Source organism: Micromonospora sp. NBC_01699 (assembly GCF_036250065.1).
Classification (GTDB): domain Bacteria; phylum Actinomycetota; class Actinomycetes; order Mycobacteriales; family Micromonosporaceae; genus Micromonospora_G.
Map to the genome: position 1 here is coordinate 421,096 of NZ_CP109199.1, position 18,893 is coordinate 439,988.

16 protein-coding genes are annotated in these 18,893 nt (G+C 69.9%); 12 read left to right on the forward strand and 4 right to left on the reverse strand.

The features are described from left to right. The gene (locus OG792_RS01945) at window positions 1-660 is read left to right on the forward strand and encodes a class I SAM-dependent methyltransferase (protein ID WP_329106762.1); all 660 of its coding nucleotides are present in this window, start codon (window positions 1-3) and stop codon (window positions 658-660) included. Between the two features lie 196 nt (window positions 661-856). On the opposite strand, the gene OG792_RS01950 is transcribed toward OG792_RS01945, so the two are convergent. Next, complete coding sequence (locus tag OG792_RS01950; protein ID WP_329106764.1) at window positions 857-1,837, reverse strand: helix-turn-helix transcriptional regulator; 981 nt, start codon at window positions 1,835-1,837, stop codon at window positions 857-859. 112 nt (window positions 1,838-1,949) lie between these two features. Between OG792_RS01950 and OG792_RS01955 the strand changes: the two genes are divergently transcribed. From OG792_RS01955 to OG792_RS01970, 4 genes are all read left to right on the forward strand, one after another. Next, window positions 1,950-2,351, forward strand: coding sequence for a RidA family protein (locus OG792_RS01955; RefSeq protein WP_329106766.1), 402 nt, complete (start codon window positions 1,950-1,952; stop codon window positions 2,349-2,351). 342 nt (window positions 2,352-2,693) lie between these two features. Beyond that, window positions 2,694-4,517, forward strand: coding sequence for an adenylyl cyclase (locus tag OG792_RS01960; RefSeq protein WP_329106768.1), 1,824 nt, complete (start codon window positions 2,694-2,696; stop codon window positions 4,515-4,517). 150 nt (window positions 4,518-4,667) lie between these two features. After that, entirely contained in the window at window positions 4,668-5,201 is a 534-nt protein-coding gene (locus tag OG792_RS01965) for a SigE family RNA polymerase sigma factor (RefSeq protein WP_329106770.1), read from the forward strand. A gap of 3 nt (window positions 5,202-5,204) precedes the next feature. Then, window positions 5,205-6,533 (forward strand): hypothetical protein, encoded by a 1,329-nt coding sequence (locus OG792_RS01970; RefSeq protein ID WP_329106772.1) that lies wholly within the window; start codon window positions 5,205-5,207, stop codon window positions 6,531-6,533. 17 nt (window positions 6,534-6,550) lie between these two features. Here OG792_RS01970 and OG792_RS01975 read toward each other — a convergent pair whose 3' ends face one another. Then, the gene (locus OG792_RS01975; protein ID WP_329106775.1) at window positions 6,551-8,179 is read right to left on the reverse strand and encodes a protein kinase domain-containing protein; all 1,629 of its coding nucleotides are present in this window, start codon (window positions 8,177-8,179) and stop codon (window positions 6,551-6,553) included. Window positions 8,180-8,335: 156 nt separating this feature from the next. Between OG792_RS01975 and OG792_RS01980 the strand changes: the two genes are divergently transcribed. The 3 genes from OG792_RS01980 (at window position 8,336) to OG792_RS01990 (ending at window position 11,750) form a co-directional block, all read left to right on the forward strand. Beyond that, window positions 8,336-9,013, forward strand: coding sequence for a hypothetical protein (locus tag OG792_RS01980; RefSeq protein ID WP_329106777.1), 678 nt, complete (start codon window positions 8,336-8,338; stop codon window positions 9,011-9,013). Next, window positions 9,010-10,134 carry a helix-turn-helix domain-containing protein gene (locus OG792_RS01985; RefSeq protein WP_329106779.1) on the forward strand — a complete coding sequence of 375 codons (1,125 nt, stop codon included), beginning with the start codon at window positions 9,010-9,012 and terminating at the stop codon, window positions 10,132-10,134. Before OG792_RS01980 ends, OG792_RS01985 begins: the two co-directional genes overlap by 4 nt. A gap of 449 nt (window positions 10,135-10,583) precedes the next feature. Then, the gene (locus OG792_RS01990) at window positions 10,584-11,750 is read left to right on the forward strand and encodes an acyltransferase family protein (protein WP_329106782.1); all 1,167 of its coding nucleotides are present in this window, start codon (window positions 10,584-10,586) and stop codon (window positions 11,748-11,750) included. Between the two features lie 248 nt (window positions 11,751-11,998). On the opposite strand, the gene OG792_RS01995 is transcribed toward OG792_RS01990, so the two are convergent. After that, window positions 11,999-13,282 (reverse strand): activator-dependent family glycosyltransferase, encoded by a 1,284-nt coding sequence (locus OG792_RS01995; protein WP_329106784.1) that lies wholly within the window; start codon window positions 13,280-13,282, stop codon window positions 11,999-12,001. A gap of 28 nt (window positions 13,283-13,310) precedes the next feature. Next, window positions 13,311-14,543 (reverse strand): cytochrome P450 family protein, encoded by a 1,233-nt coding sequence (locus OG792_RS02000; protein ID WP_329106786.1) that lies wholly within the window; start codon window positions 14,541-14,543, stop codon window positions 13,311-13,313. Window positions 14,544-14,943: 400 nt separating this feature from the next. Here OG792_RS02000 and OG792_RS02005 point away from each other — a divergent pair, with 400 nt between their 5' ends. The 4 genes from OG792_RS02005 (at window position 14,944) to OG792_RS02020 (ending at window position 18,848) form a co-directional block, all read left to right on the forward strand. Continuing rightward, window positions 14,944-15,999 (forward strand): sigma-70 family RNA polymerase sigma factor, encoded by a 1,056-nt coding sequence (locus OG792_RS02005; protein ID WP_329106787.1) that lies wholly within the window; start codon window positions 14,944-14,946, stop codon window positions 15,997-15,999. Next, a complete protein-coding gene (locus OG792_RS02010) occupies window positions 15,999-16,310 on the forward strand; it encodes a hypothetical protein (protein WP_329106789.1) in 312 nt (103 codons plus the stop codon). Before OG792_RS02005 ends, OG792_RS02010 begins: the two co-directional genes overlap by 1 nt. Before the next feature lie 241 nt (window positions 16,311-16,551). Continuing rightward, complete coding sequence (locus OG792_RS02015) at window positions 16,552-17,196, forward strand: DUF899 domain-containing protein (protein ID WP_329106791.1); 645 nt, start codon at window positions 16,552-16,554, stop codon at window positions 17,194-17,196. Between the two features lie 56 nt (window positions 17,197-17,252). Beyond that, window positions 17,253-18,848 carry an MFS transporter gene (locus tag OG792_RS02020; RefSeq protein WP_329106793.1) on the forward strand — a complete coding sequence of 532 codons (1,596 nt, stop codon included), beginning with the start codon at window positions 17,253-17,255 and terminating at the stop codon, window positions 18,846-18,848. The last annotated feature ends 45 nt before the right edge of the window (window positions 18,849-18,893 follow it).

Genomic DNA, 18,893 nt, shown 5'->3' on the forward strand with positions numbered 1-18,893 from the left:
ATGCAGGTCGTACAGGGTAAGCGCCTGGTCACGCCGGACGGCGAGGTTCTCGACGCGCTCCGGGGCGCGGCCAGCCGGGTGATCGTCGACGTCGGTACCGGTGACGCGCGCACCGCCTACCGGCTGGCCCGGTCCCAGCCGGACTGGCTGGTGATCGGGATCGATCCGGCCTGGCAGCGGATGTCGCCGACCAGCGTGCGTGCCGCCCGCAAGCCGGCCAAGGGCGGTGCGCCGAACCTGCTCCTGGTCAACTCCGCGATCGAGTCGGTGCCGGGTGAGCTGCACGGGATCGCCGACGAGGTGTCGGTGCTGATGCCCTGGGGCAAGCTGCTGCGCGGCATCGTGCACGGCGACCGGGACGTCTGCGCGGGGCTGCGGGCGGTGGCCCGGTCCGGCGCCACGCTCGACGTGACCGTCGGTACCAGCATTTGGCGGGACCCGGTGCCGTTGGAGATCCGCGAGCTGCCCGAACTCACCCCCGAGTACGTCGACGCGGTCCTCGCCGACCGGCTGGCCGACTGCGGCTGGAAGGTTACCGGGGCGGAGGTGATCAGTGGCGCCGAGATGGACCGGATGAGTTCCTCGTGGGCCCGCCGGCTCGGTTCGACCACCCCCGAGGTCGTGATCCACGTCCGGGCCGCCGCCGACGTACGGGACTGACCGGTTTCCTACGGTCGCACACCAGGTACGTCACGTCACCTGTCGATGGGTGAATGGTGGAACGTACGCCGACCAGGTGGGGGAGGGCAGCCGGCCCGCGGCCGTCCTCCACCTGGCGGTTGAGCTGGAGTCGAAGGCGCACACCTTCGAGATCGGAAGCGCCCGGACGCTTCTTGGCTGGCGGGTGAGTCGTCCTTCAACCTCCGGATGACACTGCGTAGCGGGTGGCGATCGCGGCGGCGCGGTCGTGCAGGGCGGTGCGCAACCACTGCGGGGCCAGGGCCTCCCCGCTGCTGGCGAGCTGCCACAGTGCCCATTCGGCATGTCTCGGATCCTGGAAGGTCACCTCCAGCCGCAGCCAGCCGTCTGCGTCGGCTTCTTCGGAGTGCACGGCCAGCGCGGTACGTACCAGGTCCTCACGCCGCGCGGCGGTGACCCGTACCAGCACGGTGACCGTGTCGCCGCCGGTCCGAAACCGGGTGCTGCGTTCCCGCCAGGCCCGGTCCAGATCGACCCGGTCCGGTCGCTGTGCGGGTTCGGCGAGTTCCTCGGCGGCCAGGACCCGGGACAGCCGGTAGGTGCGGTCCGCGCCGGACCTCATGGCCAGCAGGTAGCCCTGCTCGCGTACGGTGACCAGGCCGATCGGGTCCACCGTGCGCCACTTCGGGGGCTGGCCCACGGCCGCGTAGTGGATGCGCAGCCTGTGTCCGGCGAACACCGCGCGCCGGATCTCGGCCACCGTGCCGTACGGAACCTCCTCGGTGACCAGCCGGCGCGACAGCAGATCGGTCTCCGGGTCGATGAGCAGTCGCTCGACCGCGCCGATCGCGGTGTGTCGATGGCTGTCAGGCAGCGCGTCGACCACCTTGAGCATGGCCGACGCGAGTGCCGAGCCGAGACCGAACGCCTGCGCGCCGCGTCGCGATCCGGCGACCAGCAGGGCGAGCGCTTCGTCGTGGTTCAGCCCGGTAAGTTCGGTCTGAAAACCGGGCAGTAAAGCGAATCCGCCGTGCCGCCCGCGCTCGGCGTAGACCGGGACGCCGGCCGCGGACAGCGCCTCGATGTCGCGCAGCACGGTGCGGGTGGATACCTCCAACTCGCGGGCCAGTGTGGCCGCAGGCAGCAGACCGCGCTGGCGCAGCAGCAGCACCAGCGAGACCAACCGGTCGGCTCGCACCCGGAAATTGTGCCAGGAATACAAGACACAGGATGTCGTGTATTCGCTGAGAGGCTCACCGACACGTGGGTTCGGTTCCAGCGTGCCCACGCTTTCGACGAATGGAGCTGAGATGGCAGTGCAACGATCGGCGGTCAACCCGTGGGCCTGGTCGGTGGGGCTGGGGTACAACCAGGGCGAGGTCGTATCCGGGGACACCCGGACCCTGTACTGCTCCGGGCAGACCGCGATGAGCGGCGACGGCAAGCCCCGGCATGCCGGTGACATGGCGGCACAGGTGACGCTGAGTCTCGACAACCTGGAGGCGATCCTCGGCGAGGCCGGCATGTCCCTCGCGAACCTCGTCCGACTCAACGTCTACACCACCGACGTCGACCGACTCTTCGAGCACTACGGTGTGCTGACGTCGAGGTTGGGCGCGGCCGGCGTGGCACCGACCACCACGATGCTGGGGGTCACCCGGCTGGCGATCCCCACCCTGATGGTCGAGTTCGAGGGAACCGCCGTCGCCTGACTCGACCTCGCCGCCTCCGGTAGGGCTGCCGGTCGTACCGGGGGCGGCGAGCTCGGCGCGGATCCGGCGTGCGTTCGCTGCGGTGGACATCCGCTGTCCACCGCAGCCTGCTCGGGGGACGCCGGACATAGCGCGATTAATGGCTGCACTGTCCGATGTGGAGCCGGGCCGGTCGTGATTCGGGTCGGCAAATGGCTGTGCCAGCTATAGCGCGGGACGTGATCGGCGGGGTAGAAACACACCGATCCCTTCCTTCGCGGCTTGGACCGGGCCGGGCCGACGGAGAGAGCGCTCTCTCCGTCGGCCGGTGACGACTCGCCGCCGTCCCCGATAGGCAGGTCGATGAAACCGATCCACAACCAGGGCGTACGCGCGACCACGCGCCCGCGTACCGGTGGCACTCTGCGCCGCCTCGGCACGGTCATCTCCTCGGCCGCGCTGCTCACCGCCGGCGGCCTGGTGCCGCTGGCCGGCAGCGCCGCCGCTCACCAGGGCGGACGCCCTGATTTCGGACCCAACGTCTTCGTCTACGACCCGTCGACGCCGGTCGCCCAGATCCAGGCCAAGTTCGACGAACTCTTCGCGCAGCAGGAAGAGAACGAGATGGGTACGAACAGGTACGCCATCCTGTTCAAGCCCGGCCAGTACGACGTCAACGGCAAGCTCGGCTACTACACCACCGTCGCCGGCCTCGGCCAGTCCCCGGACGACGTCGACATCCGTGGCGCCGTACGCGTCATCGGCCAGCCCGACCCCGACTCGGCCGCCGGCATCTCCGCCCTCACCAACTTCTGGCGCTCGGCGGAGAACCTGTCCGTGACGCCGACCGACTGGTCCAACCAGTGGGCGGTGTCGCAGGCGTCGCCGATGCGCCGGGTGCACATCAAGGGCGTGCTCTGGCTCGAACCCGGCAACGCCGGCTTCTCCAGCGGCGGCTACATCGCCGACTCCAAGGTCGACGGGGTCACCATCAACGGCTCCCAGCAGCAGTGGATCACCCGGGACAGCCAGCTCGGCGACGTCTGGACCAACGGCGTCTGGAACCAGGTGTTCTCCGGTGTCGTCGGGGCACCCGAGACGGGCTTCCCGAACCCGCCGTACACCACGCTGCCGACCAGCCCGGTCACCCGCGAGAAGCCCTACCTGTACGTCGACGCCCGCGGCGACTACCGGGTCTTCGTACCGACCCTGCGGCACAACACCTCCGGCACCACCTGGGGCGACGGCCAGCGGCAGCAGGGCTACTCGCTGCCGATCGGCGACTTCTACATCGCCAAGCCGTCCGACAGCGAGCACACCATCAACAAGGCGCTGGCCCGGGGCAAGCACCTGCTGCTCACCCCCGGCGTCTACCACCTCGACCGGGCCCTTCGGGTCAAGCACAAGAACACCGTCGTGCTCGGCCTGGGCATGCCGAGCCTCGCCCCGGACCGTGGCGACGCGGCCCTGCGGGTGGACGACGTCGACGGCGTACGGATCGCCGGGGTGCTGGTCGACGCCGGTGCGCGCGAATCCGACGTGCTGGTCGAGGTCGGTGACCGGCACAGCCGGAAGAACCACTCCAGCAACCCGATCTCGTTGCAGGACGTCTTCTTCCGCATCGGTGGGCCCTGGGTCGGCAAGGCCAAGACCAGCCTCGTGGTGAACAGCGACGACACCATCATCGACAACATCTGGGCCTGGCGCGGTGACCACGGCAACGGCATCGGCTGGTCGCAGAACACCGCCGACACCGGCGTCGTGATCAACGGTGACGACGTGACCGCGTACGGGCTGTTCGTCGAGCACTACCAGAAGTACCAGACCGTCTGGAACGGCGAGGACGGCCGGACGATCTTCTACCAGAGCGAACTGCCGTACGACCCGCCGAGCCAGGCCGCCTGGACCAGCCCCACCGGCAAGGGCTACGCCTCGTACAAGGTCGGCCGGCACGTACGCGAGCACGAAGCCTGGGGGCTGGGCGTCTACTCGTACTTCAACCAGGAGGTCGACATCCGCGCGGACCGGGGCATCGAGGTCCCCCGTACGCCGAAGGTCAAGTTCCACAACATGGTCACCGTCTTCCTCGACGGAAGCGGCGGAATCGAACGAACCATCAACGACGCCGGCACCCCGGTCGTCGGCTCGTACGGCACCAGCACCATCGTCAACTACCCCGAAGGCTGACCGGGACAGCGGTCAGCACCACCGGCGGCGGCCGGCCCGGTTGGTTCCGGGCCGGCCGCCGCTGTCGTCCCCGCCGATCCGGCCCGTCCCGTACAACCGATTCCCGGTGGCGCCCGTCAGTAGAGGGGATCCCAGGGAGGTAGTCGCCGGATGCGCGAAGGATCGGAACGCGAATACATCGAGTACGTGACCGCCCGGCTGCCCGCGCTGCGCCGGCTGGCGTACTCACTCTGCGGTGACGAGCACCAGGCCGACGACCTGGTCCAGGAGGCGGCCACCAAGCTCTACGTGAGCTGGGCGAGGTCGTCGCGAGCCGACTCGCTCGACGCACTCGTACGGGTGATCCTCGTCCGCGTCTTCCTCGACAGCCAGCGCAAGGGCTGGTGGAGGGTCCGCCTCTTCGGCGACGCGCCGGACGTACGCGCAAGCACCGACCAGCCCACCGAGGACCGGACCATCCTGCACGCCGCGCTGCTCAGGGTGCCGCCCCGGCAGCGGGCCGTGCTGGTCCTGCGCTACCTGCACGACCTGCCGGTGACCGAGGTGGCCGAGGTGCTCGGCTGCTCCGCCGGCACGGTCAAGAGCCAGACCTCGTACGGGCTGAAGGCACTGCGCCGACTGCTCGGCGACCGGGACCTCGTCGGCACGACACCGGCGACCGCCGGCACGACACGGGAAGGATGAGAGATGGAAAACGAGGACGAGTACGCGATCGCCCTGCTGCGCCGGCTCGACGACGAACCGACCAACCCGAGCCGGGTGGATCTCGGCCGGGCGATCGCCGAGGGGGGACGACGTCGGCGAACCCGGCGCGCGCTCGGCGGAGGGGGCGCGGTCCTGCTGGTGGCGGCGATGGTGGCGACCGTGCCGGTGGCGCTGACCGCGCTGCGCCCGGACTCGTCCGGACCGGACGAACGGGCCGTGGCCGCCACCGTACCGGCCACCACCGGGCCCGCCGCGACCGAGCCGGCGGCGACCCGGCCCACACCGGGCATGGCACCAACGAAGTGCACGGTGAACCGGCTGCCGCTACCGGACCGGGAACCGATGAGCCTGGTCACCGGCGCCGACCCGACCGGCCGGTTCATCGTCGGCCGGACCTATCCGGAGGAACGGCGGGACGGCTACCCGATCCTGATGTGGGACGACGGCAAGCCGTACCGGATTGTTCTGCCCGGCGCCGACCAGTCCCTGACCGACGTCAACACCTCCGGTGTGGCCGTCGGCTCGGGCTGGCTGGCAAACGGTCCGCAGGCGTACGTCTACCGCGACGGCAGGGTCAGTCCACTGCCCGGGAAGGGCACCTCGGCGGCGGTGGCGATCAACGACGCCGGCCGGATCGCCGGAGTCCGGGGCGAGGGGGCGGTGGACCAACGGCCGATCGTCTGGCCCGACGCGTCCGCCCAGCCGGTCGACCTGGCGCTGCCCGGCCCCGACTGGGTGGGCCACGTCGCCGGCATCGACGAGGACGGCACCGTCGTCGGCGTCGTCTGGCCGAACCCGTCCACCGTCTCGGCCGACCCCGGCGGTTCGGTTACGCCGAAGGACCGGGCGCGGTCGGCCCGGAACCCGGCGGCGGGCTACCTGTGGCTGCCCGACGGAACGCGGCGGGAGCTGCCCAAGCCGGTGGTGCGGGGCGTACCGGCCGAGTCGTTCCGGCCGCTGGGCATCCGCAACGGCTGGATCATCGGCACCGCCGTCACGTACGCCGCCGACGGCACCGAGGTCGATACGCCGGCCCGGTACCACCTGCCCACGGGCGAGTTCGTGGACCTGCCGCCGAGCACGCTCCGGCCGCGCGGCGGGAACGGGCAGGGCTGGATGGTGGGCTGGCTCCCGAACGAACGCCTCGGCCTGCTCACCGACGCCGGAACGGTCGACCTGCCGTACGTCGAGCCGCACCGGACGGCCGTCGGGGATGCGCCGGTGGCGGTCAGCGACGACGGTCGGATCATCGCCGGGCAGAGCGAGGACGCCCAGAACGTCATCCAGGCCGTGGTCTGGAACTGCCGCTGACCGGGGTCGGTCACCGGTCAGTTCCCGTTGCCCCGGCCACCGGGGGGCAGGCTCTCGGCGAGCCTGTCCAACATGGGGCGCAGGAGGTCGTACGTCCCGGACGGGATCTTCCCGTCCTCGCGCAGGTCGACAAGCTTGGCGCGTACGTCGGCCACCCGCTTCGCGGCCTCTCCCGGCTCTCCCTCCATCAGCTTGCCGGCGGCGTCGTCCAGCTTGTCGTCCAGGTCCTCGGCCACGTCGGCCTCCACCGCTCCGGCCCGGACCTGGAGGTCGAGCGTCGTCTGCACGGCGATCAGCAGGGCGGTGGTGCCGAACGGGGCAGCACCGGTCGGGGCGCCGGCCGGACCGGCGGCAGCGGTCGTGGCGGCGGCAGCGGTCGTGGCGGCGGCAGCGGTCGTGGCGGCGGCAGCGGTCGTGGCGGCGGCAGCGGTCGTGGCGGCGGCAGCGGTCGTGGCGGCGGTCGTGGGAGCACGCGCCGGGGTGGAGGCCCCGGCGGGCGCGGCGTTCCCCGGCGGGTCGACCGTACCGCCACCGCCACGGTTGTTCAGCAGCACACCGATCACGACGGCGGCGAGCAGGATCGCGCCGAGCGCCGCCACCAGCGCCCGACGGGAGTGGGGTCCCTCATCGTGCCGCGTGGCCGACCGGGTCAGACCGTTGTCGAGGGCGGGCAGCGCGCGGGTCTGGGCGGCAACCGAGGCGGCGGCGCGTACCGGGCCGGGCGTCGGTGGCTGGGGAACGGCGTCGACCACCACCGTCCTGCGAAAGTCGGACGACTCGGGTTCGGTCGACCGGCGACCGGGCGACAGCGCACCGGACGACGGCTGATCGGACGCCAGCGCGGCCAGGCGGTTGCGTACGTCGGTGGCGGTGGTGGGTCGCTCGGCGGGATCCTTGGCCAACAGCTGACCGACCAGGCGATCGAGGCCGGCAGGAACACCGGACCGTACGGACGCGAGCGCCGGGGCGGGTTCGTGCAGGTGCTGCCACAGCACCCGGAGCGGGTTGTCCCCGGTGAACGGCGGCTCACCGGTGAGCATCGCGTACAGCAGGCAGCCCAGCGCGTACAGGTCGGTGCGCGCGTCCACCGGATCGCCGGCGGCCTGTTCCGGGGCCATGTAGTGGCTGGTGCCGAGCGTGGTGGCCGGGGCGGTCAGGGTGGCCTGGCCACCGTGCAGCAGGCGGGCGATGCCGAAGTCGCACACCTTCACCGTGCCGGCCGGGTCGAGCAGGATGTTCGCCGGTTTGATGTCACGGTGCACCACCCCGGCGGCGTGTGCCGTGCCCAGCGCGCCGCAGACCTGGCCGGCGATCTCCAGCGCCCGGTCGAGCCTGAGCGGCCCGTCGGCGAGCAGGGTCGCGAGATTGGGCCCGTCGACCAACTCCATCACCAGGTACGGTTCGTCGCGGTCACTGCCCACGTCGTGTACGGCCACGATGTTGGGGTGGGCCAGCCGGGCGGCCGTACGCGCCTCGCGGTCGAACCGTTCCAACATGGACGGGTCGGCCAGACCGGCCGGGTTGAGCAGCTTGACCGCGATCGACCTGCCCAACCGTAGATCGACCCCGCGCCAGACCACCGCCATGCCGCCCCGGCCCAGCATCGTTTGCAGTTCGTAACGGTCAGCTATCACACGCCCGGCCACGCGCCCACCTTGACACATCGCCCCCGTGGTCCGCTTCCGGGGCGCGGCGCCGGGCCGCTCCGCCGACCGCGCGGGCTCGTGCCCGTCCGGGTCGCGGTGGCGTGTCGGAGACTTGATTTTTGCAATATCAAGTGGTGTGTCGGCTAGGTTTTCGGGATGGGCTTGCTGGGTGACGCGGTGGCGGTGCTGGACGAACGCGGGGTGCTGGATCGGCTGGGTCGGTTGATCCAGCAGGTGTACCGGCGGGCGGCGGATCGGCACGAGCCGGAGCTCGGTGACGATGCGATGAGTTTCGGGACCACGGTGTGGCGCAACCTGGTGCATCTCGGTCAGGCCGAGTTCAACGGCGTCGACGGCGTGCGGGCGCGGTTGGACGACAACTCGTTGGAGATCCTCTGCGCGGGCTATGTCGTGCGGTTGTACTCGTTGCAGGGCGGGATCGAGTCGATCCGCTGGGAGGGCAGCGAGGCACGGCTGGGTGGGGCGGTGGAGAACAGCCGTGACCGGCAGTTGGCGTTCGACGACGAGGGACAGTTCCCGGAGGTGTTCGCGGGGGTGGTGCCGCCGAAGCGGCACGTGCGGATCGCGCACACCGGGGACATCGCGACCGGTGAGGCGGTGGCGTACATCGGTTTGCCGAGGGACAACCGCGACGGCGGCTCGCCGTGGTTCGAGGTGACGCTGTGGTTCGGTCCGGCGGCCCTGGTCGGTACGCCGTTGCCGGTCGCCGACGGCACCGTCGTGGTGCCGCAGTCGCGCCATGACGAACTGCCGATTCCCGAGCTTGACCTGCTTGCCCTGCGACCCGGCCGGGTGTCCGGCCGGTCGGCGTGACGAGGGCGCTACGACCGCCGGTTCCGGCTGCCGTCGCCGCCGCGGGCTTCGAGCCGCACGCACTCGGGCTCGCCCGTCGGTGGCGACGAATGCGCAAGAACGAACTCGCCCGGCTGGTCGGGGTGACCGCGGCCGCGGTCAGCCAGTACGAGCTGGCCCAGGCGCGTCCGTCGGCGTCGGTGCTGGCCAGGTTGGCGTTGGCGCTGTCGATGCCGGTCGAGTTCTTCGCCGCCGGGTTCCCGGTTCCGGTCACCCCCGGGCACGCGCACTTCCGTAGTCTCCGTACGGCCACCCAGGCCGAGCGGGACCAGGCGGCGGCGTTCGGTGAGGTCGCCTGGCGGGTGGTCGAGGTGGTCGAGCGGTATCTGCGGCTGCCCGAACTGCGGTTGCCGCACCTGGACCTGGCCGAGCCGGCCGGCCCGGAGGACGTACGGGCGGCCGCAGCGGCGGCGCGTGAGGCGTTCGGCCTCGGGGCGGCACCGGTGGCGCACATGGTGCGGCTGCTGGAGTCGTACGGGGTGATCGTGCTGGCCCTGCCCGACGTCTCCGAACGGGTTGACGCCTTCTCCCACTGGTACGGACAGCGTCCGTTCGTCTTCCTCAACCCGGCCAAGGACGACAAGGCCCGCTCCCGGATGGACGCCGCGCACGAACTCGGCCACCTGCTGATGCACCACGACGCCGAACCGGGCAGCCAGCTTCTGGAGCGGGAGGCCATGGCGTTCGCGTCCGAGTTCCTCGCACCCAGCGCGGTGCTGCGCGACGAGCTGCCGGCCCGACTCGACTTCGACCGGCTGCACGAGCTGAAGCGCCGCTGGGGGATCAGCCTGAAGGCGCTGATCTACCGGGGACACGAAGTCGGGGTCTACCGCGACCACACCTACCGGCGCGGCATGAGCCTGCTCGCCCAGTGGGGCTACCCGGAACCCGGTGACCTGGGCCCCCGTGAGCAGCCGTCGCTGCTCGGCAAGGCCGTCGAACTCCTCGACCGGCAACGGGTCTCCAGCGGCAGCCTCGCCACCCAGACGGGGCTACCCCCGGCACTCGCCCACGCGGTCATCGACGCCGGCACCGAAAGCGTCCCCACCCTGCGGCTGGAGTCCGACGTCCCGAATCCGTGACCCACGGCCCGCGACCGACGCCGGCGGGTTTTCGCAACTCGCGTTGACGCCCGTACGGACGTTGGCGGCTGAGATTACCGCTGGTCGGGGCGCCGAACCCTCTTCCGCTGTGCGGAGTGGACGAGCCTCGATCGACCGGCCGGATTTTGGCCTGCGGCAGGAGTCTCGGCGCTGTTGACGCACGTCAATTCGGCAATTCAGGAGATGCGGCCCCGGGTGGAGTCGAGAACGATGTCCCTGTTGACCTTCGTCGGGCTCCGGGGTGCCCGGCGATGATTCGTTTCGGGGAGGGAGACGTAAGACGTACCCCTGCTGTTGTCGCCGCGTCGGTTTCCGAGGATGCGCCCGCGACCGCCTATGGCCGCCCTGAGGAAAGGTTACCTGACATGACCCCGTCCAGTACGGAGTCCCACAGCCGGGCGTCAGCCACGGCGAGCAAGCTTCCGTCGTTGACGGGGCTTCGTTTCGTCGCGGCGTTGCTCGTCTTTCTCTACCATACGTCACAGTTCGTTACGCCGGTCCCGCCGAACCTCCCGGCAACCCCGTTCGCCGATCCGGATTGGCAGGCGGGATACGCGAAAGTGCTGGCCGGCGGCGGTTTCGTCGGGGTGTCGTTCTTTTTCATACTGAGCGGCTTCGTGCTCACCTGGTCGACCCGGCCCGGCGACAGTGGTTGGTCCTTCCTTCGTCGCCGACTCCTCAAGATCTACCCGACGCACATCGTGACCTGGGCCATCGCCATGATCCTGTTCGCGGCGGCGTTCACTCCCGTGTCGACGTGGCTGCCCAACCTGCTGCTGCTGCACCCGTTCTTCCCGGATGCGCTGATGTCGATCAGCGTCAATCCACCGAGCTGGTCGCTCGGCTGCGAACTGCTCTTCTACCTCCTGTTCCCGCTGCTGATCCACCCGATCCGGCGGATCGCCGACAGCCGGCTGTGGGCTTGGGCGGGAGCGACGGTGCTGGGCGGGTTCGCGGTCGTACTCACCACGCTGTACGTCATCCCGGACACCCCGAAGGGCCCCTTCATCCCCGAACTCTCCATGCAGCAGTTCTGGTTCGGCTACTTCTTCCCGCCGGCCCGAGTGTTCGAATTCGTACTGGGCATGCTGTTGGCCCGGATCGTCATAGCCGGGCTGTGGCCGCGTATCGGCGTCCTGTCGGCGACCGGGATGGCGACCGGCGGGTACTCGCTGTCGTTGTCCCTGCCGACCGCGTACGCCTTCAGCTTTGCCACCATGGTGCCGCTCGGCATCCTGATCTGTGCCGCCGCGGTGGCCGACCGGGAGGGCAGGCGAACCCTGTTAGCGAGCCGGCCGATGCAGTGGCTCGGTGACGTGTCGTTCGGCTTCTACATGGCCCAGGGCATCGTGCTCTACCACGGACGCGCGCTGTTCGGGGACAACCAGCAGTACGGCACCGGGGTCGCGATAGCCGTCATCCTCGCGTTCCTCGTGGCCAACGTGATCGCCGGCTGGTTGCTGTTCGTCACCGTCGAACGGCCGGTGATGCGGCGCTGGGGTCGGCGCAAGAGCCCGCCGCCGGCAGCCGTCCCGCCGCCGGCACCGACGCCGGCGACCGGATCCGAGGTCGGTAGTCCGGCCCTGCGCGACTAGCGGGTGCCCGCGCGCCGGGCCAGCCCGACAGCGCGCGAGTCCCCGGGCAGGACAGCCACCGCCCCCGGTTCGACGACCCGGTCCGAACAGGATCGGATCGATCCGAACCGGGGGCGGTCCCGTGTCCCCGTCACACCGGGTCGGGACGACGAAGGTGTGACAACACGTTGATGGTCCCGGACCTGAAACTCGGTCCGGGACCATCAACAACAGTCACGCCGTCGTGCGGCGGAACTTCGGGTACGACCTCAGCCGAGCCCACGGTGTCGCGCGGTCAGCCGCTCAAGCTGCGGCACGAGCTCGTTCGCCGTCGGTGTGCCCAGCCGCTCGTCCCGGATCTTGACCGCGTTCTCCTTGTACGACGGGTTGTTGAGCACCCGTACCAGTTCTTCGCGGAGCATGTCCACCGTCAGGAAGTCGGAGTCGGCCACGTAGACGCCGGCACCGCGCCGTTCCAACCCGTTGCCCTCGGCAACCGGCCCCCACCACTTCTCGGTCCAGTACGCGCTGGGCACGATCAGCTGTGGCACCGCGTTCTCCATCGCCGCGGCGAAGGTCTGCGTGCCACCGTGGTGCACGATCGCCGCACAGCTCGGCAGCAGCGCGTTCAACGGCACGAACTCGACCGCCCGTACGTTGTCCGGGATCTTCGGGTCGTCGGCGAGCTGCCTGCGGTTGAGGGTGGCGATCACCTCGATGTCGAGGTCGGCCACGGCGTCGAACAGGTCGACGACGGATGCCTCGATCCCGTGCGACTCCCGGTGCGACACGCCCAGGGTCAGGCAGACCCGCGGCCGGGTCGGCGGCTCGTTCATCCAGTCCGGGATGCGGGACGGACCGTTGTAGGGCACGTGCCGGATCGGCACGTAGTGGACGTCCGCCGGCGGGTGGTAGACCCAGGGCGGCATCGGATCGATGGTCCACTGCCCGAGCGCGATCTCCTCGTCGAACTCGTGGCCGTAGCGCTGGAGCTTCGGACCCAGCCAGTCGGCGAGCGGGTCGTTCAACGATTCCGGTGCGGCCTCGTCGCGTACCTTCCGGAAGGCCGCCCGGATCTGGCCCAGCCCGTCGGCGCCGAACAGCAGGCGCGCGTGCGCCGCGCCGCTGATCCGGGCGGCCACCCCGCCGGCCAACGCCAGCGAGTTCCAGATGATCAGATCGGGCTTCCAGCTCTGGGCGTACTCGATGAAGTCGTCGAACAGCGGATCCGGGCAGACCAGCGGAAAGAAGCCCGAGGAGATCGACGCCAGGTGGCCGTGCGGGTCCTCCGGAAAGGTGCCCTGGACGGGCTTCTCCCACCGCTGCGGGCGCGACTCGCCCGGCTTCGCCGGCTCCGCCGGTCCGAGCTTCTCGCTGATCCGCAGCACCTGACCGACCGGCACCGGAGTGAACCCGGTCTGCGCCACGTCGTCGGCCAGGTCCGGCTGGCTGGCGACGCGTACCTGGTGCCCCGCGATCTGGAGGGCCCAGGCCAGCGGGGTCATCGCGTACAGGTGCGACTTGTTGATTCCGGCTAGGAAGAGTACGCGCATGGGTGTCCTCCCCGCGTGCAGCGATCGGTCATCGGTTCAGTGCCAGGGGGAGCGACCCGAGGCCGCGCATGATGTTCGGCCCGCCGATTCGCCAGTCCAACTCCTCCGGCGGGCAGGCAAGCGCCATGTTCGGGAAGTTGTCCAGCAGAGCGCGGAACGCGATCTGACCCTCGATCCGGGCCAGGGGCGCGCCGATGCAGTAGTGGATGCCGTGGCCGAAGGCGATGTGCGGGTTCTCCTCGCGGGCGATGTCGAGGCGGTCCGGCGCGTCGAACCGCGTCGGGTCGCGGTCCGCCGCGGCCAGGACGATGTTGACCGCGCTGCCCTCCGGGATGGTGACGCCGGCGATCTCGATGTCCTCGGTGGTGAACCGCATCGGCACCCGCTCGATCGGGCCGTCGTAGCGCAGCAGCTCGTCGATTGCCGCCGGCATCAGCTCGGGCCGGTCGCGCAGCAGTTGGATCTGGTCCGGGTGGCGGAGCAGGGCCACCGTGCCGTTGCCGATGAGGTTGACGGTGGTCTCGTGGCCGGCGACGAGCAGCAGCTTGATCATGCCGAGCAGTTCGCGTTCCGAGAGCTGGTCCGCCTTGCCCGGCACGATCAACGCGCTGAGCATGTTGGGCTGTGCGTCGTAGTCGAGGTCCGGGTCGACCTCGGCCCGCAGCTTGCTGACCAGGTCGGTCAGGTACCGGTCCATGTTCTGGTTGCCCTGCCGCCGGCTCTCGACACCCTCCTTGGTCATGGGTGACGCGAGCAGCATCCGGGTCCAGGTACCGAAGTCGTCGCGGTCCTCACCGGGGATGCCGAGCAGTTCGCAGATCACGGTGATCGGCAGCGGGTACGCCAGCGCGGTGATCAGGTCCACCTCGCTCTTGGTCGCCATCGCCGCGATCAGCTCGTCGGTGATCTCCTGGACCCGTGGCCGCAGCAGGTCGATCCGGCGACGGGTGAAGGCCATGCTGATCAGGCGGCGTTGCCGGGTGTGGTCGGGCGGGTCGCTGTTGAGCATGTTGGCGCCGAGCGGTCCTTCGTCCCCGACTCCGGCGGCCATCATCTTCGCCCATTGGGGCGCGCGTTTCGGGTCCTTCGAGAATCGGGAATCGGCGAGCGCGGCCCGGGCGTCCTCGTAGCGGGTGATCAGCCAGATCTCCGAGCCCATCGGCCCGCTGACGTGGTAGACCGGCGCGTCCTGTCGCAGTTGGGCGTAGCTCAGGTAGGGGTTCGACTGGAAGTCCTTGCTGAACAGGTCGACCGAGGTCATTTGGTAGCCATCCCTGAGAGGAGCGAATGCGGACATGAGACCTTTGCGCCGGACGAATCAGGGTGTCGTGGGGACGAGCTACGCCCGATGTTCGGCAGTCCTCCCGATACATCCTCGGGGTGGGCGGTCCAGGACCGCATCTCTTGGGTTGCGGTCTCACTTGTCGGGACCGAGCGGGCCCGCCGACGCGCCGAACGCAGCCCGTTCGTCGGGCCGTCGGCGCCCGCCCTGCGATACGCTGGTGCCGGTCGGTTGATACCGCAGGCAGCGGCAACCGACCATAAACGGCGGTCATTGTGTTACACGCATTCTCTGCCACGCGCCGGATCGCATTCGGGCGGGCGCTTTGGTTGGCGGTCCTGAAACCGGCGGGCACCTGTTAAGCGATGGAGGGCGTTTCGTGAGCGGCATCGGAGCGGACACGAGCAGGTCCGAGCAGAGCACCGTCGTCGACGCCGTACGGGTGGGTGACGAACTGGCGTTCACCGATCTCAGCGAGCGATACCGGCGCGAGTTGCAGGTGCACTGCTACCGGATGCTCGGTTCGTTCGACGACTCGGAGGACCTGGTCCAGGAGACGTTCCTGCGCGCCTGGCGCAGGCGGGAGAGCTTCCAGGGACGATCCACCTTCCGGGCCTGGCTGTACCGGATCGCCACGAACGCCTGCCTGGACTTCCTCGAACGCCACCAGCGCCACGCGCGTCAGCCGTTCGCCCCGGTCGGGGGCGGCCTCGCGGGCGTGGACCGGCTGCCGTTGCCGCAGGTCGAGGTGCCCTGGTTGCAGCCGTACCCGGACCGGTTGCTCGAACCGGTGGCGCCGTCCGAGGTCCAGCCGGACGCGGCGGTCGTCGCCAAGGAGACGATCGAGCTGGCCTTCCTCGCCGCGATCCAGCACCTGCCGCCCAAACAGCGGGCGGTGCTGATCATGCGGGACGTGCTCGGCTGGTCGGCCAATGACACGGCGGCGTTGCTGGACGGCACCGTCGCGGCGGTCAACAGCGCGCTGCAACGGGCGAGGGCCACGCTCAAGCTCCACCTGCCGGAGCGGCGGATCGAGTGGTCGTCGTCCACCGACCCGAGCGAGGAGGAACGGGCGGTGTTGCAGCGCTATGTCGAGGCGACCGAGCGGGCCGACATGGTCGGGCTGGCGGCGCTGCTGCGGGAGGACGCCCGGTTCACGATGCCGCCCAAGCCGACCTGGTTCGAGGGGCGGTCGGCCATCATCGCGAGCTGGGCGCCGGCGATGGTCGGTCCCGGGGCGTGGCCGGGCTGGCGGCACGTGCTCACCCGGGCCAACCGGCAGCCGGCGGCCGCCTGCTACGTACGCGGGCCGGGCGAGTCCGCGTACCGGGCGCTGGGTCTGGACGTGCTGCGGATCGAGGGTGGCGTGGTAGCGGAGATCACCACCTTCCAGCCGCAGGTCTTCCCCGCCTTCGGGCTGCCGCTGACGCTCTGATGGACGGCGGCCGGGGCGACCGTGTCTCCTTTCTCAACCGGCGGCTCCCGCCGTCGTTCGAGCTGCTGGTGATCGTCGTCGCGCCCGGACGCACCCCCGAGGTCGACGACACGGACTGGCGCCGCGCCATCGTGGTGATCGAGTACGGCGAGGTCGAGATCGAGTACGCCGACGGCGGCCGGCAGCGGTACGGGCGCGGCGACGTGCTGTGCCTGGACGGGGTGTCGCCGTTCGTGATCCGTAATCAGGAGCGGGAGCCCGCGGTGCTGGCCGCCGTCTCCCGCCGTGACCAGCCAACCGGTCCGCGCTGAGGCCCGTTTTCGATCGGCTTCCGTCGAAGCGATGAGTTTTTCCGGCCACCACCGTCTCAAGTAGGGCCACGTCGGAACGACGGCCGAGGGAGATGGTCCGGGATGAGATAACGCCACATGTTCGACCAGTAGTTGGTCTTCGTCAGCTTATGCCCGTTCTAGAGCGATCTTCGGTGGGTCCGGCGACGACGGTGGCGAGCCGGACCTGGGTTACGACAACGATTCTGCGGGAGAGACACGGATGAAGTTACCGAAAACAGTCAGTCGGGAAGAGTGGGTCGCCGCCCGAGGAGAACTGCTGGTCAAGGAGAAGGAACTGACCCGGGCGCGGGACGCGCTGAGTGCCCTTCGGCGCGAGCTGCCAATGGTCAAGATCGACAAGGAGTACGTCTTCGAGGGGCCGAACGGCAAGACGGACCTGCTGGGTCTGTTCGACGGCCGTAGCCAGCTCATCGTCCGGCACTTCATGTTCCATCCGAACTGGAGCGAGGGTTGCGTCGGCTGCTCACTCCAGGTCGACAACCTGGGCCACCCGGCTCACCTGCACGCCCGGGACACCAATTTGGTGCTGGTGTCCCGCGCACCGCTGGCCAAGCTGGAGGCGTTCCGGCAGCGGATGGAATGGACGGCGCCCTGGTTCTCGTCGTTCGGCAGCGACTTCAACCCCGACTTCGGGGTCACCGTCAACGATTCCGAAACCTCGGGACTGAGTGTCTTCCTCCGTGACGGCACGGACATCTTCCACACGTACTCGTCGTTCTCCCGTGGCGGAGACGCGCTGATCAACATCTACAACTACCTCGACCTGACCCCGCTGGGGCGGCAGGAAGAGGAGCTGGACTACCCGCAGCAGTGGTGGCGGCACCACGACCGGTACGACGAGTAACACCCGCTCGCGCCCCCCGTACTCATCAGCTCGAACTGTTCACAGAAGGGTTTTCCATGGACGCGAACACGGCAATTCCGGAAGCCGGGCCCAAGGCCGGCCGCCGGGAGTGGCTGGGTCTGGCGGTGCTGGCTCTGCCAACCCTGCTGCTGTCGCTGGACCTCAGCGTGTTGCACCTGGCGCTGCCGCAGTTGAGTGCCGATCTCGGCGCGGGCAGCATCCAGCAGTTGTGGATCATCGACATCTACGGCTTCATGATCGCCGGCTTCCTGATCACGATGGGTAGCCTCGGCGACCGGATCGGCCGCCGGAAACTGATGTTGATCGGCGCGGCACTCTTCGCCGTCGCCTCGGTGGCGGCCGCGCTCTCCACCTCGCCCGAGATGTTGATCGTGACCCGGGCGCTGATGGGCATCGCCGGTGCCACCCTGATGCCATCCACCCTGGCACTGATCATGAACATGTTCCACGACCCGGCCCAGCGCGGATCGGCCATCGGGGTGTGGGTGGCGTGCTTCATGGGCGGCATGGCCCTCGGCCCCCTGATCGGCGGGACGGTCCTCCAGTTCTTCTGGTGGGGCGCGGTGTTCCTGCTGGCGGTTCCGGTGATGGTGCTGTTGCTGGTGGCGGGCCCGGTGCTGCTGCCGGAGTTCAGGGACGAGAGTTCGAGCGGCCGGATCGACCTGCTCAGCGTTGCGCTGTCCCTGGGCACGATCCTGTCCACCGTGTACGGCATCAAGGAACTGGCCAAGGACGGCGTGCAGCCGGTCCCGGTGGCGGCCATCGTGGTCGGCCTGGTCCTGGGTGTGCTGTTCGTGCTCCGGCAGAACCGCCTCGCCGAGCCGCTGATCGACCTGCGCCTGTTCAAGATCAAGTCGTTCAGCGGGGCCCTGGTGATCGCGCTGTTCGGCGCGTCCGTCGGTGGCGGGACCATCCTGGTCGTCAACCTCTACCTCCAGACGGTCGAGGGGCTCACGCCGCTGCGGGCCGGTCTGCTGACGCTGCCCTCCGGCTTCGCCATGGTGGCCGCCGCGATGATCGCCCCGGCGATCGCCCGTACGGTCCGCCCGGCCTACGTGGTCGCGGTCGGACTGCTCGTCGCGGCCGGCGGATACCTGATGCTGACCCAGGTGGACACCGGTGGCGGAGTGGTCCTCCTGGTCATCGCCCTCATCCTGAGCAGCGCCGGCAGCGGGCCGCAGGCCGCGCTGAGCACCGAGCTGGTGCTCCGGTCCGCACCGCCGGAGAAGGCCGGCTCGGCCGCCTCCGTCTCCGAGACCGGCGGCGAACTCGGCATGGCCCTCGGCTTCGCGGTGATGGGCAGCATCGCCACCGCCGTGTACGGCAGCGCGCTGAGCGGGAACCTGCCCAGCGCCGCCGGTGAGGAGGCGACGCGGAGCGCGGAGGAGAGCATCGTCGGTGCGCTCACCGCGGCCGGGCAACTTCCCGGCGAGGTCGGTGCCGAACTGCTCCAGAGCGCTCGTGACGCGTTCACCACCGGCATGCACGTCGTCGCCGCCATCAGTGCCGTCCTGCTCGTCGGCCTGGCCCTGATCGCGGTCGTCACCCTGCGTCATGCGCCGCCGACCGGCGCGGCGCCGGAAGCCGAGGAGGCCGACGCCGACGAGCCGGCGGTCCAGGTCGGCGGCTGACCAGCCGACGAGGGACCGAACCGTTCCGTGCTGCCGGGAGGCCAG

Excerpts from the sequence above, each read along its gene's own strand:
- OG792_RS01945 (WP_329106762.1), top strand. The coding sequence starts at position 1 with ATGCAGGTCGTACAGGGTAAGCGCCTGGTCACGCCGGACGGCGAGGTT.
- OG792_RS01955 (WP_329106766.1), top strand. The coding sequence starts at position 1,950 with ATGGCAGTGCAACGATCGGCGGTCAACCCGTGGGCCTGGTCGGTGGGG.
- OG792_RS01960 (WP_329106768.1), top strand. The coding sequence starts at position 2,694 with ATGAAACCGATCCACAACCAGGGCGTACGCGCGACCACGCGCCCGCGT.
- OG792_RS01965 (WP_329106770.1), top strand. The coding sequence starts at position 4,668 with ATGCGCGAAGGATCGGAACGCGAATACATCGAGTACGTGACCGCCCGG.
- OG792_RS01970 (WP_329106772.1), top strand. The coding sequence starts at position 5,205 with ATGGAAAACGAGGACGAGTACGCGATCGCCCTGCTGCGCCGGCTCGAC.
- OG792_RS01980 (WP_329106777.1), top strand. The coding sequence starts at position 8,336 with ATGGGCTTGCTGGGTGACGCGGTGGCGGTGCTGGACGAACGCGGGGTG.
- OG792_RS01995 (WP_329106784.1), bottom strand. The coding sequence starts at position 13,282 with ATGCGCGTACTCTTCCTAGCCGGAATCAACAAGTCGCACCTGTACGCG.
- OG792_RS02000 (WP_329106786.1), bottom strand. The coding sequence starts at position 14,543 with ATGACCTCGGTCGACCTGTTCAGCAAGGACTTCCAGTCGAACCCCTAC.
- OG792_RS02010 (WP_329106789.1), top strand. The coding sequence starts at position 15,999 with ATGGACGGCGGCCGGGGCGACCGTGTCTCCTTTCTCAACCGGCGGCTC.
- OG792_RS02015 (WP_329106791.1), top strand. The coding sequence starts at position 16,552 with ATGAAGTTACCGAAAACAGTCAGTCGGGAAGAGTGGGTCGCCGCCCGA.
- OG792_RS02020 (WP_329106793.1), top strand. The coding sequence starts at position 17,253 with ATGGACGCGAACACGGCAATTCCGGAAGCCGGGCCCAAGGCCGGCCGC.